Here is a 13,139-nt window from a genome sequence, read left to right on the forward strand (position 1 = left end):
TCGCTGGGAGCAGTTCTGGTCGTTTTTTGTTAACCGTCATTTTCCCGAGTTTGGAACGTAATATCAGGCGTACACCCTTTTGACCCATGCTAGAAAAAAACATTTTATTACCATAATATCTCTTTGTTAAATTTCCAAAGGAACCATGAGAAACAATTCTGATAAAAGTGACCGGCGGGAACCCGCGGCCGGCACCCTGGGCACATTCGGCGGGGTATTTACCCCCAGCATCCTGACCATCCTGGGTATTATCCTTTTTTCGAGACTCGGCTATGTTGTGGGCAGCGGCGGCCTTGGCCGGACATTGGGCATCCTGCTGATTGCAAACGCCATATCGGTCCTTACCTCCCTTTCGCTCTCGGCTATTTCAACCAACATCCGCGTCAAGGTCGGCGGCGTCTACTACCTCATATCCAGAACCCTCGGCCTGGAATTCGGCGGCGCCATCGGCATTGTCATGTTTCTGGCCCAGTCGGTATCCATTGCGTTTTATTGCATCGGCTTCGGCGAGGTGCTGGCGGTAATCGTTGCCGCCGGAAACGTAAAGATTTTTTCCCAGATTGTGGCCTTATTGTCCCTGGCCGTCCTGTTTGCCCTTGCCTGGATGGGGGCGGACTTGGCCACCCGGTTTCAGTATGTGGTCATGGCTTTTCTCGGTGCGGCCCTGGTTTCCTTCTTTGTCGGTGGATTTGCCAACTGGAATGTTGAACTACTCGTTAAAAACTGGTCGACTCCTGAAAACGGCCTTCCGTTCTGGGCGCTTTTCAGCATCTACTTTCCGGCGGTAACCGGATTTACCCAGGGCTCCAGCATGTCCGGGGACCTGAAAGACCCCGGCAAAAGCCTTCCGCTGGGCACCTTGCTGGCCGTGGGCATATCCATTCTGGTCTATTTTTTGGTGCGGCGGTGCTCCTGGCCGGGTCCCTCCCGGGAAGTATCCTGGTCAGTGATTACGGGGCAATGAAACGGGTGTCCCTGGCGCGGTTTCTGATAGACGCCGGCGTCATTGCCGCAACCCTGTCGTCCGCCATGGCTTCATTTCTGGGAGCACCCCGCATTTTACAGTCCCTGGCCGCCGACCGTATTTTTCCCTTTCTTCTTCCTTTTGCCAAAGGGTCCGGTCCGGCCAATAATCCGCGCAGGGCGGTCCTGCTCTCTCTCGGCATCGCCCTGGCGACCACCGGGCTTGGCCGGCTCAACATCATCGCTCCGGTGGTGTCCATGTTTTTCCTGGTGTCCTACGGCCTTTTAAATTACGCCACCTATTATGAAGCCAAGGCCGCCAGCCCCTCATTCCGGCCCCGTTTCCGATGGTTCCACGCCCGCCTGAGCCTGCTCGGCGCCCTGGCCTGTCTATGCACGATGATGACCATCGATTTTACAGCAGGCATTGTCGCTGTGGCGGTGTTGTTTGCTATTTATCATTACTTAAAGCAGACTTCCGGGCCGGCCCGCTGGGCCGACAGCCAGCGATCCTATCATCTTCAGCAGGTTCGGGAGAATCTGTTGTTCGCGGCGGCGGAACCGGAACATCCCCGCAACTGGCGCCCCCAGGTGTTGCTATTCTCCGAAGATGCCAACCGCCGCAAACCGCTTCTCGATTTCGCTTCCTGGGTCCAGGGCCGCAGCGGTTTCACAACCGTGGTCCGCATCCTGGAGGGTGAGGGCATTCAGATGCTTCGACAAAAAGCAGAGGCCGAAACCGAACTGCAAAAAAGTATCCGGGAGCACGGCATATCGGCTTTTTCACTTGTGATGGCAGCCCCTGATTTGACTGTCGGAATCCATACGCTGGTTCAGGCCTTTGGCATCGGACCGCTGCGGGCCAATACCATTTTATTAAACTGGAAGGAACCGGTTCCGCTTGCCGGCCCTGACGCCAGCAAGGAGCCCTATGGCCGAAACCTGCGAACCGTTTTCCGGCTCGGTCGCAACATAGTGATTCTAGACGCGAAACCAAAAATATGGGAAGCGCTCGACTCCGTTCCCTCTGAAAAACGCCGGATCGATGTCTGGTGGTGTGAAGATGCCACCAGCGAACTGATGCTCCTGCTTGCCTATTTGATGACCCGCTGTGATGAATGGGCGGACGCATCCATTCGGGTTCTTGCCGCCTGCCCTGAACCGGAAGCGGAACAAGCGGTAGAGAATATACGCCAGCTGCTTGATGGCGCCCGTATTGAGGCGCAGCCCGAGGCGGTCACGGCGCCGAATACAGACATTGTTGCCGCCCGCTCAAAGGACGCCGCGCTGGTATTTCTTCCTTTTCGCCTGAAGGGGAGCCGACTCCTGGATCCATTCGGCGGTTCCCTGGAAGAACTCCTGCCCCGGCTGCCTTCGACGGTGCTGCTGCTGGCAGCTGAAGATATTGATCTGGATGCCGAACCGGAGGAAGGAAAGATCGCTGAGATCGCTGCGGTCATGGATGTGCTGGAAGCTGCCCGCAAAAAAGCCCGCAAAAAGGAAAAGGCAGCCGAGAAAGCACAGACAGAGGCGGAGCAGAAGGTCCAGGAAGTTCAGGCGGCGGCACAGTCTGAAACAGATTCAGAAAATCTTGCACGACTTAAACTTGAAGCCGAAGCAGCACAGAAAACAGCAGCACAGGCTTCCCAAAAAGCCGCCAAGGCAGCTGCAAAGGCCGATGACGCCGCCCAGGATGCAGAGGCGGCCGGTGTGCAGGTCCCGGAAGCCGACAAGTGATGAGGGGAAAGGGGGCCAGATGAGGCTATAAAGCTGGGAGGCTGGGAGGATTGAAAACCGAGACTCGATAAGTTTAAAGGGAAAGTACCAAACATCATTGCTTACAAGCATCCTGGCATTCAGGCAAAACGCAGAGCGTTTTTCAGCCTTGAACCCCTGAACCCTGTCCCGCCTTGGCGGGATTGAATCTTATAGTATCACCAGCGTTTTTTAATACGATTCTATATTTTCTCCAACAAGTACGACCGGCTCCCGATCCCGAGAGTCTCGGCGTAATCCAGCTGATGGGCCCAGTCCACCTGGGGATAGATCCCTTTGAACTTATCCTCACCGGCCGCCCGGTTTGTGTTAAGGCTTGATTCCGGCAGGGCCGCTTCCTGGTTCACCAGATCGACACTGGCCTGGTCGATGGCCACCGGGTCTTTGGATGCCAGAATGCCGATATCCCTGACCACCGACGCATCATTGTGGGCATAGCAGTCGCAGGCCGGGGATACATCCGTAATAAAATTTATAAACAGGGTTTTGTTTTCTTTTCCCTTCAGGACCCCCTCGGTATATTCCATCATATTTTCCAAAAAAACCGGAATGGCCTGGTTCCACTGAATCTGAATGGCGCTGCTGGGGCAGACCAGGATGCATTCGCCGCAGCCGATGCACTTTTCCACATCGATCAGGGCCTTTTCTTCAAACAGCGACAGTGCTTCCTGGGAGCAATGCTGGACACATTCGCCGCAGCCGATGCACTTTTTCTTTACGACTTTGGGGTTGAGGGTGGAATGCTGGGCCAGCTTCCCCCGGCGGGACGCGCACCCCATTCCCAGGTTTTTCAGGGTCCCGCCGAAACCGGAAAGTTCGTGCCCCTTGAAGTGGGCCACGGAAACCAGGCTATCCGCCTGAACGATCTCGGAAGCGATGTAAACCGTTTGAAACCGTTTCCGGTTGATGGATACGGCTGTTTCGCTTCTCCCCCTCAGCCCGTCGGCAATGATCAGCGGCGCATTCACCACTGCATAGGCAAATCCGTTGATGGTCGCGGTGGTTAAATGCGAAGGGGCATCGCTGCGGGTGCCGGCATAGAGCGTATTGGCGTCGGTTAAAAACGGGACGGCGCCCAAGGCCTTGATGCTTTCAACAATTTTTCGTAAAAAAACCGGCCGGATAAACGCAGTATTGCCCAGCTCGCCAAAGTGTAATTTGACTGCCGTAATATCCCGGCCGGCCACAGCTTGAGACAAACCGGCCGTTTCAATCAGCCGGCCTATCTTGGCAAGGAGGTTTTCCTTGAAGGTTGCTTTTAAATCGATCATATAAACGATGGGTTTCATCAAAACTCCTTAAAATATTTATCGGCCGTTTGGTTTATAGGAGCAGTTCTCAGGGGTCGGGGATCAGGGGTAATCATTATTTAGGGTCCTGGCCCCCCGACACCTGATCCCTGAAGGCTTGACGTTACTGTCTGCCCTCTCTAATGTCAAGTTGTTTGCCTTTTGGCGTTTATGAAAAATTGATCATTTGTCTTGACAGGCCAGCGACAATTGAAGTTACATATAAATTAAGGATCAGAGGCCGACTTTGGTCTAAGCCCGGAGGGTATGATTTCAACAAGTGCCATTGGGGAAATTCGTGCTTCGTATTTAAATTTTATAAGGCAGCGCCACTGAGCTCTGACCAAGCCTATAAAAAACAGGTTTTCTATGAAGGAATTAATTTGGAACTTGATATAAAGCTGAAACTGCTGGAACGGATGTATCAATTATACGACGATAGTCTCGCATCCTATGACCTGGCCTGCCGGAAATTTTGTTTGGACTGCTGTACCCGTAATGTCACAATCACTACCCTGGAGGGGTATCAGATTATCAGGCATTTATTATTTCATGACCAGCTGAAATTTTTAGAGAGACTGAAGGCAGATGTGTCGCTTCCGCGCTTTCAGCCCCGCACCACCACGAACCGGATTGCCCGGCTGTGCGCGGCGGGAGATGATATTCCGGCTGAAGAAACCGATTCCGACAGGGGCGCCTGTCCCTTGCTGGAAGACAGCCTGTGCCGCATTTATGCGGTCCGGCCGTTCGGGTGCCGCTGCCTGGTTTCTATAAAAAAATGCGCTGACACCGGCTGTGCCGAAGTGGATGACTTTCTGCTGAGCGTAAACACCGTGTTCCTGCAATATATTGAACATATCGATATGAAAGGCCGGTCCGGGAATCTTATCGATGTGCTGCTCTGGATGGAATCGGAAAAAAACCGTCAGATTTATGAAGGGGGCGCCCTGCCGGAAAGCGAAATGATCGGCAACCAGCCGATCCCATTTCTGTTTGTCCCGCCGAAACACCGGGACAGAATGAAACCGATCATAAACGCGCTGCAGTCGCTTTAAAAGATGATCCTAAATTTTGATGGTCTCGTAAAAAGTCGAAAATGCTTCTCAATCGTCATTCCCGCGAAAGCGGGAATCCAGTGATTTCAATATGCAAAATTTCCGGCAACTGGAATTTTACTGCTTGCCCTTGACGGTTAAAGACGATTTTCATATACTCTCATTGGTTTTTATTAGTTTTTGTAGATATCTAAACGGCCCACCTGCTGTGGCATTGTAAACCCAGACAGAACCTGGCCAAGAGGGATGTAATTACTGCTGAAGAACGCTGGGTTGGCGTCGATGATGTGGCCACCCACCTTGGGGTTGCCAAACACTCTGTGTATAGATGGATCGAACAGCGGGCGCTTCCATCTCACCGGGTGGGGCGGCTCTTTCGTTTCAAGTTATCCGAAATAGACGAGTGGGTGAATTCCGGCGGAGCCGGCTACAAAAAACCTGATTCCAGGGAAAATCACTAATGGCGAAACCACTCGCCGATAGAATCATAAAGAGAATCATCCAGTCAGCCAAGCTGTAGCACCGTCTTGTCATGCCGACGGCTCACGGCGACCCCGGCGGAAATGAGAAAGCGGTTCAATGACGAATAAACCAAAAAGTCCGGATACGAGTTTGGATGTCCATTACGATTCGGTCCTTGGGGACATCTCCAATGTCATTGATGCGGCCAGAAGGTCTGCAGCCCGTTCGATAAATTACATCATGACTGCGGCTTATTGGCTGGCCGGAAGGCGTATCGTGGAGTCCGAACAGGAAGGCGAGAAACGCGCCACGTACGGAGAGGAATTGCTCAAACGGTTGTCGGTCGATCTTGGCAAACGTTATGGACGTGGGTTCGGAGTTGATAATCTCCAGCGATTTCGCGCCTTCTACCTCGTTTACCCCCCAGAACGAATTTACGCGACACTGTCGCGTAAATTGCCTGATGAAGACCAGATCGGGAAATACGCAACGCCGTTGCGTATTTCTCAAACGAAATCAATGGACAAACCTGACGGTTCAATTCTCCAGACACCGTCTGCAGAATTGGCCCTTGTCGAGATTGCGCGCTGTTTCCATCTACCCTGGTCTGCCTATGTCCGCTTGCTTTCGGTGAAAAATGAAAATGCCAGGGGCTTCTACGAAACCGAAGCTTTGCGCGGCGGCTGGTCGGTGCGGCAACTCGACCGGCAGATTAATTCCCAGTTCTACGAACGGACAGCCCTTTCCCGCAACAAAACCGCCATGTTGAGCAAGGGGCAAAAGGCGCTGCCTGAAGATACTGTTCTTCCTGAAGAAGAAATCAAAGACCCTTTTATGCTGGAATTTCTTGGCCTCAAGGACGAATATTCCGAAACCGACCTGGAAGAGGCGCTTATCCGACATCTGGAGACCTTTCTCTTGGAGTTGGGCGGCGATTTCTGCTTTATCGGCAGACAGAAGCGCCTTCGCATCGGTGACGAATGGTATCGGGTGGACCTGCTCTTTTTCCATCGTCGCCTGCGATGCCTGGTGATCATCGACCTGAAGCTCGGCAAATTCACCCACTCCGATGCCGGTCAGATGCACCTTTATCTCAACTATGCGCGGGAACACTGGGTTCACAAGGATGAAAATCCACCCGTGGGGCTGATCCTTTGCGCCCGAAAAGATGAGGCCGTCGCCCGGTACGCCCTTGAAGGGCTCCCTAACAAGGTGATGGCCTCGGAGTATCGGACGGCACTGCCGGATGAAAAGGAACTGGCGGCCGAGATTGAACGGACACAGGCTTTGCTGCAGGATCGAAAAAGAACCGCTTTGACTTTGCGCCCGGCAATTAGGACAAAAAAAGGTAAAAAAACCACGCGGAGCTCAGCAGGCAGAAAAGGGGCTGCAAAGGGGCCAAAGGGATCATAAATAGCGCAACCGGCACAAGTCGTTCAGAAATCGGATGCAATCCGGGAGCAGGAAACGGATTTCAGGAATTCCTCCCTGGAGAGGAGAGCGGTTGTCATAAAAACATTCCGTTATCCCAACATTTTTTTCTACAACCGCTTATACCGCAATTCATTGTTTCGGAACTTTATTATGGAAAGCGGTATAACACTCCATACGTAAACCAATGCCGAAAAAGAAAACAAAACTGGATCGATTTGCCGATTTGACCTGGAATGATCTCGAGGAATGGGCCGGAAGCAAGATCGTCTCCCGGGGGAAGAATTATCAGCGTCAGGGCCATGTCAGTGATTTGGCCGTAACCGAAGACGACGGCCTGATCGCCTGGGTGGACGGTACGGAAAGGTATGCTACCAAGGTGGCCATGGATGACGACGGTCTGCCGGATTCGGTCTGCACCTGCCCTTATGAAGTGGATTGCAAGCACGGGGTGGCGGTGGTGGTCGATTATCTCAAGCGGATGGAAGACAATAAGCCCTTTCCCAAGGCAGGCCGGGACGATGCCCGCTTGAAGCTACTGAAAGATGAAGACTGGGATGATGAACCGATTGATGAGGAAATGGCGGTATCCGAGGACGTGCAAAAGGAGATCGACCCGTTTCTAAAAGGAAAAACAAAAACTCAACTCATTGAGCTATTTCACGAAATCGCGCGACAGCACCCTGAAATGGCGCAGGCGCTTGAAGACCACCGGCAATTGACATCAGGCCATACCAAAACACTGGTGACACGCCTTCGCCGTGAAATTCAAGAGATCGGCAATGAACCCGGCTGGCAGGATTACTGGCGGGGCGGCGGGTATACGCCGGACTATTCCGGAATTCGCAAGAAGCTTGAAACACTACTTGAAACCGGGCATGCCGACGAGGTGCTGAAGCTGGGGCGGGAACTGATGTCCACCGGTATCCGCCAGGTGGAGGAGAGCCATGACGAGGGTGAGACGGCGATGGAGGTTGCCGACTGTATGCCGGTGATCGTCAAAGCATTGGATCGGTCTTCACTTGATTCTGCCGATAAGCTGAACTGGGCTTTAGATGCCGAGCTAAAGGACCAGTACGAGGTGTGTGAGGCCTTTGTCGAATATCTCCACCGCCAGCACCCCAAATCCGCCTGGCAGGCCCTTGCGGACCGGCTGTTGTTGCGTTTGAAGGAGGTGAAACATTCTAAAGGCGCTGACGATTTCAGCCGCCGCTACGAACGTGACCGGCTCAGTGACTGGGCGATCTACGCCTTGGATCAGGCCGGCCGGAAGGACGAGATTATCCCCCTATGTGAGGCTGAGGCCAACAAGACGGGCAGCTATGACCGCTTGGTCAAGCTCCTGGTTTCGGCACGTCGCTATGAGGAGGCCGAATGCTGGATTCGGGAGGGAGTCCAAGCGACAAAAGACAAATGGCCTGGGATCGCCGCCGGACTGCGTAATGCACTTCGGGAAATTCGAACGCAACAGAAGAACTGGCCTGTGGTGGCGGCGATACAGGTCGAGGAATTCGTACGCCGTCCCTCGCGACAGGCTTTTACAAGCTGCCAAAAGGCCGCTGCCAAGGTCATGGCTTGGCCTGAGGTGCGCGAATTCCTATTGCAATACCTCGAAAAAGGCGAGCCGCCCTGGAAGCGGGAGGGCTGGTCCCTTCCGGATTCCGGCCTGGATGTGCCGGAAACTGAACGAAAAGACCGATTTCCAATGGTGAGCGATCTTATTGAAATGGCCATATTGGAAAAGAAACCCGAACGAGTATTATTTTGGTACGACCGGCTTCCAAAGAAACAATACGGGTGGTACGGCATTGACGACGATGAGGTTGCCACGGCCGTTCAAACCCATGCCCCGGATCGAGCGGTGGCCATCTGGAAGCGCAAGGCGGAAAAATTGATCGCCCAGGTCAAGCCAAAGGCATACCAGGAGGCGGGCCGATACTTGCGCAAGGCCGCCAAAATCATGGCCGAAGAAAGAAAACAAGCGGAGTGGAACCGATATCTGCAAAGCCTGAGGGAACACCATGCCCGCAAGATCCGACTGACTGCGGTCCTGGATAGCCTAGACGAAAAACCGATCATAAAAAAGAAGACACCGTCGAAATAACGATCTTTAACAGCAGGATCACACTGTTCACGTCGGATGACGAAAAGGTGCGACGCATCCACCAAATCCTCTGTAAATTTAACCAACCATGGGACGGTTGGTGGCGAAGATAAAGACGAATATGGAAAAGGCTGTTGTTGAAAAAGCCACAAGTCCGATTAAGACTTAAATTTTTAACAGCTCGGCGGCATTTTTCCCCAGAATACGCCGGGTTTCATCCGGCGAAAGTCCGGCTGCTTCCATTTCCTTGAAATATTTGGCAGGCTTGATCAACGGATAGTCGCTGCCGAACAAAATTTTTTCAGGGCCCACAATTTGAACGGCAATGCTGTAAACCTTGGGATCATATAGAAAGGGGGATGCAGCCGTATCAAAATAAATATTTTGCAGGCTTTCCTTGATTTCCTTTTTTACCAGATGGAAGAAAAACAGTCCCCCGCCCCAGTGGGCCAGAACGATCTTGTTTTCAGGAAACTTCCGTATCAGCCCATAGAGCTGCGGAAACGTCATGGGAACTTTGCCGGGATATTTATGACCGATGGGCTTATTGGTATGAATCAGAACCGGCACATCGGCCTGCCGGCAGATCTCCATAATGGGCGCCAAACGATTAATGGACCCCTCATCAAACCCAGACTGATAATATGCAAGCTCACCGACGCCGGAAAAACTTCCCGCCAGACAGCGCTGCGCTTCGGTTACAGCTTCCTCACTGAATGGATCCAGACAGCAAAAACCGATCAGACGCGTTGGAAATCTTTCTATTGATTCAGCGATATAGTCGTTATGATCGCTCAGGGTCTTGGGGTTTTTCCAGGGGAAACCAAAGACGACGGCCTTGTCGATTTCCTGTGCGTCCATCACCGCGATCAGCTCCTGCGCCCCAATCAATTTTGACTTCGGCAAACTGTAAAGCAATGAAAACGCCGTCTCGGCAGGAAAATACTTCTCCCTGTTCTCGCGGATCTTCCCGGGAAAAATATGCGTATGAAAATCGATGATCATGTCTCTATCCCGCCTGAAGATATACTTTTATGGTTAAAATACATTTCACATGAGTTCGTGGCAACAAAAAAATGCTGCCGCAGGGCCAATCATCAATTTTGCAGAAAAATCTGCAAGAATCCAACCGCACACTTTGCCTAACCCTTTGTAATTTTGCGATGTTATTTAGAAAGCACGGTTGACAACCCAAGCCCCTTCTGATATTTTTATTGCGGTAAAATCACGACCGGCGGATGTTGATGCCTGTGGGAGCGTCTGCTAAGTTCACACAATACATACGACAACTTTTGGGAGAATAATACCATGGCCATCTTAAACAATCTCAAGCGGCAATTACGGTCCGTCATCGAGTGGCGTGAACCCAGGCCCGATACGCTTTTTTACCAGTGGAGCGACAACGGCGATGAAATCAAAAACGTCTCCAAGCTGATTGTCAATCCTGGCCAGGGCTGTATTTTCGTTTACGAAGGCAAGATCCGTTCGGTCTTGGACAAACCCTGTCTGGTGGAACTTGAAACAGCCAACATCCCCTTCTGGACCACCATCAAAAAATTCATGCAGTCTTTTGAAAGCGAGCACAAGGTCGGCATCTATTATTTCCGCACCAGCAAGGTGCTCAATCAGAAATGGGGGACCCTGGCGCCCATCAAATATGAAGACCCGAAATTCGGATTCCCGGTGGCACTGAAGGCTTTCGGCAATTTCAGCTACCGCATTGTTGAGCCGCGGGACTTTTTCGTCAACGTGGTGGGCGGACACAATAACTTCACCACCACCGATTTTCGCAGCATCATGAGCGAACGCCTGGTGCATCCCATCACCGACCACATCGCCGAACTCCGTTTGTCCTTCACGGAGATAGACGCTCAGCGTGAAGAAATCGCCCAGGGCATGGCCGAAAAATTGACCGCTGACTTTGCCAAGCTCGGCTTTGAAATCACGGACTTCCGCATCGAAGGAACCAATTTTGACGAGGAGACCGTCAGACGCATCGGTCGGATTGCCGACCTGACCGCCGAAGCCCAGGCCATCAAAGCGGTGGGGGTTGATTACGCCGAACTGATGAAGCTGGAAGCCCTCAAGGAAGCGGCTAAAAACGAAGGCGGCGGCGCCGGCATGGGGGTGGGGCTCGGGGCCGGCCTCGGCATGGGACAGGCCATGGCCCAGTCCATGACCCAAAAGACCGCGGCCGCACCAGCATCGGACACCGGCAGCGATCCGGCGGCAAAACTGACCCAGCTAAAAAAAATGCACGAAGAGGGTCTGATCACCGACGAGGAATATACCGCCAAGAAAAAACAGATCCTTGATGCTTTTTAGGGGATGATGCCATGGCCAGCTGTTGCAGTTGTTCAGCCCCGCTTCCTGCCGACACCAGTCGCTGCGGTTATTGCGGTACACGCAATGACATGAATTTTGCTGCCATTAATCACTTTGCGGTTTCCCGGGAAGAGTCCGGACGGCAATGCCCCCATTGTCAGATTTTCCTCCAGTCCATCCGCCCGACGCCGGACAGCGCCTTTGTTCTCGAACGCTGCGAAATCTGCTTCGGGCTGTTTTTCGATCCGGGTGAGGTACAGGCATTTCTCGAGGCTTCGGTGACGAAGGCTTTCGAAGTCAATTTCAAGGAGATTGTCAACATCAACCGGGAGCGCGCCGACAAAGACCGGCAGGTCCGCTATATCAAATGCCCGGAATGCGGCAAATTCATGAACCGGGTCAATTTCGGCTACCGCAGCGGCGTGGTCATGGACCAGTGCAGGCAGCACGGCGTCTGGATGGACAACGGTGAGCTCATCCATCTGATGGAATGGAAAAACGCCGGCGGACAGTTGCTGGACGAGCGCCAAAAGACTCAGCGCTTAAAAGAAGAACAGCGCAAGGCCCGGACGGCTGCCGCCAAAAAAACCGGCGCCGGCGCCATCTCCTTTGACAACCGCATTGACGACGCCCCCGGCGACCTGGCCCAGGCAGCCTTTTCCCTCCTGTCAAAATTCTTCGGGTGATCCGACCCGAAAAACAGGCTCATCTGCTTCTATCATGCGACCGGGTATTATATGATTCACTATTTTAAGGCCTGAAACCTTGAACCTGAAACCTTGAACCATTTATATGTTTATCATCGCCGGCATCTCACCCAGAATAAAAACGCTTGACGGCACGCCCCGCATTTGTCCGTCCTGCGGACTGGCCCAGGCTTATCTCAAGAGGTCCGACAGCTATTTCAGCCTTTTTTTTATTCCACTTTTTCGCGTCAAAAAAGGGGAGTCGTTTATCCGTTGTGAACGTTGTGAAACCGTCGTGTCGGATAAGGCCGCCCCCTTTCGCACTTGGAAGGCCCAACGCACAAATCAATGCAAAAGCTGCGGAAAAACGATGGATAAAGGATTTGTCTACTGCCCCTACTGTGGGAAACCAGTTGCTTAAGAAACAGGACACCGTATCTAAAACGGTAAATACCAGGGCCACGAATGCTTAAAAACATCCACTCCCGGCAAGCTATTGAACCTGATACGGAACGCCATGTCGTCCTCGTCACCCCGGAAGTCCACTGGAATACCGGCAATGTCGGTCGGACCTGTCTGGGCGCCGGTGCGTTTCTGCACCTGGTAAAACCCCTGGGATTTTCCCTGGACAGCCGTGAAGTCAAGAGGGCCGGGCTGGATTACTGGTCAAAGGTAAAACTCTCGGTCTGGGATAATTTTGATGATTTTTTAGAAAAGATGTCGCCCCAAGAAGAGGAAATGGCCTTATTTACCAAAAACGGAACCCGGCTTTTCTGGTCGCTCTCTGCATCAAAACGATTGTTTCTTGTGTTTGGCCCGGAATCCAAAGGATTGTCCAGTAACATGCTTTCGCGCTACCCCCATTCAAGCTATCGCATTCCCGTCTCCCCGGAGATCAGGTCATTGAATCTGTCAACGGCGGTTGGGATTGCACTTTATGAAAGTTTGAGGTTTAATTCCGTATCTATTAACGAAGGAAACGGTTTTCGCTAAAAACAATTCGACCGAACATGCTTATCATTGCCAACCCGAAATAGACGGCAGAGAG

General features: G+C 52.5%; 12 protein-coding genes. 10 read left to right on the plus strand and 2 right to left on the minus strand.

Annotated elements, in window-relative coordinates:
- Positions 1–145 precede the first annotated feature (145 nt).
- Both P1P89_04020 and P1P89_04025 read left to right on the plus strand, forming a co-directional pair.
- A complete protein-coding gene (locus P1P89_04020) occupies positions 146–964 on the plus strand; it encodes a hypothetical protein (protein MDF1590661.1) in 819 nt (272 codons plus the stop codon).
- On the plus strand, positions 961–2,700 hold the full coding sequence (locus P1P89_04025; GenBank protein MDF1590662.1) for a hypothetical protein: 1,740 nt from the start codon (positions 961–963) through the stop codon (positions 2,698–2,700). The genes P1P89_04020 and P1P89_04025 overlap by 4 nt, the downstream gene beginning before the upstream one ends.
- A gap of 221 nt (positions 2,701–2,921) precedes the next feature.
- Here P1P89_04025 and P1P89_04030 read toward each other — a convergent pair whose 3' ends face one another.
- Positions 2,922–4,028 (minus strand): DUF362 domain-containing protein, encoded by a 1,107-nt coding sequence (locus tag P1P89_04030; protein MDF1590663.1) that lies wholly within the window; start codon positions 4,026–4,028, stop codon positions 2,922–2,924.
- A gap of 383 nt (positions 4,029–4,411) precedes the next feature.
- On the opposite strand from P1P89_04030, the gene P1P89_04035 reads away from it, so the two are divergent.
- The 4 genes from P1P89_04035 to P1P89_04050 all read left to right on the plus strand — a co-directional run bounded on the left by P1P89_04035 (position 4,412) and on the right by P1P89_04050 (position 9,080).
- A complete protein-coding gene (locus tag P1P89_04035) occupies positions 4,412–5,083 on the plus strand; it encodes a YkgJ family cysteine cluster protein (GenBank protein MDF1590664.1) in 672 nt (223 codons plus the stop codon).
- 251 nt (positions 5,084–5,334) lie between these two features.
- Positions 5,335–5,544 carry a helix-turn-helix domain-containing protein gene (locus P1P89_04040; protein ID MDF1590665.1) on the plus strand — a complete coding sequence of 70 codons (210 nt, stop codon included), beginning with the start codon at positions 5,335–5,337 and terminating at the stop codon, positions 5,542–5,544.
- 118 nt (positions 5,545–5,662) lie between these two features.
- Positions 5,663–6,958: a PDDEXK nuclease domain-containing protein gene (locus P1P89_04045; GenBank protein ID MDF1590666.1), complete on the plus strand. Its 1,296-nt coding sequence runs from the start codon at positions 5,663–5,665 to the stop codon at positions 6,956–6,958.
- A 205-nt stretch (positions 6,959–7,163) separates the two neighbouring features.
- On the plus strand, positions 7,164–9,080 hold the full coding sequence (locus tag P1P89_04050) for a hypothetical protein (protein MDF1590667.1): 1,917 nt from the start codon (positions 7,164–7,166) through the stop codon (positions 9,078–9,080).
- Between the two features lie 165 nt (positions 9,081–9,245).
- Here the strand turns inward: P1P89_04050 and P1P89_04055 are convergent, their stop codons facing one another.
- Positions 9,246–10,085, minus strand: a complete 840-nt coding sequence (locus P1P89_04055) for an amidohydrolase family protein (protein MDF1590668.1) — start codon at positions 10,083–10,085, stop codon at positions 9,246–9,248.
- Positions 10,086–10,388: 303 nt separating this feature from the next.
- Here P1P89_04055 and P1P89_04060 point away from each other — a divergent pair, with 303 nt between their 5' ends.
- The 4 genes from P1P89_04060 (at position 10,389) to P1P89_04075 (ending at position 13,084) form a co-directional block, all read left to right on the plus strand.
- Complete coding sequence (locus P1P89_04060; GenBank protein MDF1590669.1) at positions 10,389–11,405, plus strand: SPFH domain-containing protein; 1,017 nt, start codon at positions 10,389–10,391, stop codon at positions 11,403–11,405.
- A gap of 11 nt (positions 11,406–11,416) precedes the next feature.
- Positions 11,417–12,091 carry a zf-TFIIB domain-containing protein gene (locus P1P89_04065; GenBank protein MDF1590670.1) on the plus strand — a complete coding sequence of 225 codons (675 nt, stop codon included), beginning with the start codon at positions 11,417–11,419 and terminating at the stop codon, positions 12,089–12,091.
- A 106-nt stretch (positions 12,092–12,197) separates the two neighbouring features.
- Positions 12,198–12,512: a zinc ribbon domain-containing protein gene (locus P1P89_04070; GenBank protein MDF1590671.1), complete on the plus strand. Its 315-nt coding sequence runs from the start codon at positions 12,198–12,200 to the stop codon at positions 12,510–12,512.
- A 44-nt stretch (positions 12,513–12,556) separates the two neighbouring features.
- Complete coding sequence (locus P1P89_04075; protein ID MDF1590672.1) at positions 12,557–13,084, plus strand: tRNA (cytidine(34)-2'-O)-methyltransferase; 528 nt, start codon at positions 12,557–12,559, stop codon at positions 13,082–13,084.
- Positions 13,085–13,139: the final 55 nt, after the last annotated feature.

The sequence above is a fragment of the Desulfobacterales bacterium genome (assembly GCA_029211065.1).
Classification (GTDB): domain Bacteria; phylum Desulfobacterota; class Desulfobacteria; order Desulfobacterales; family JARGFK01; genus JARGFK01.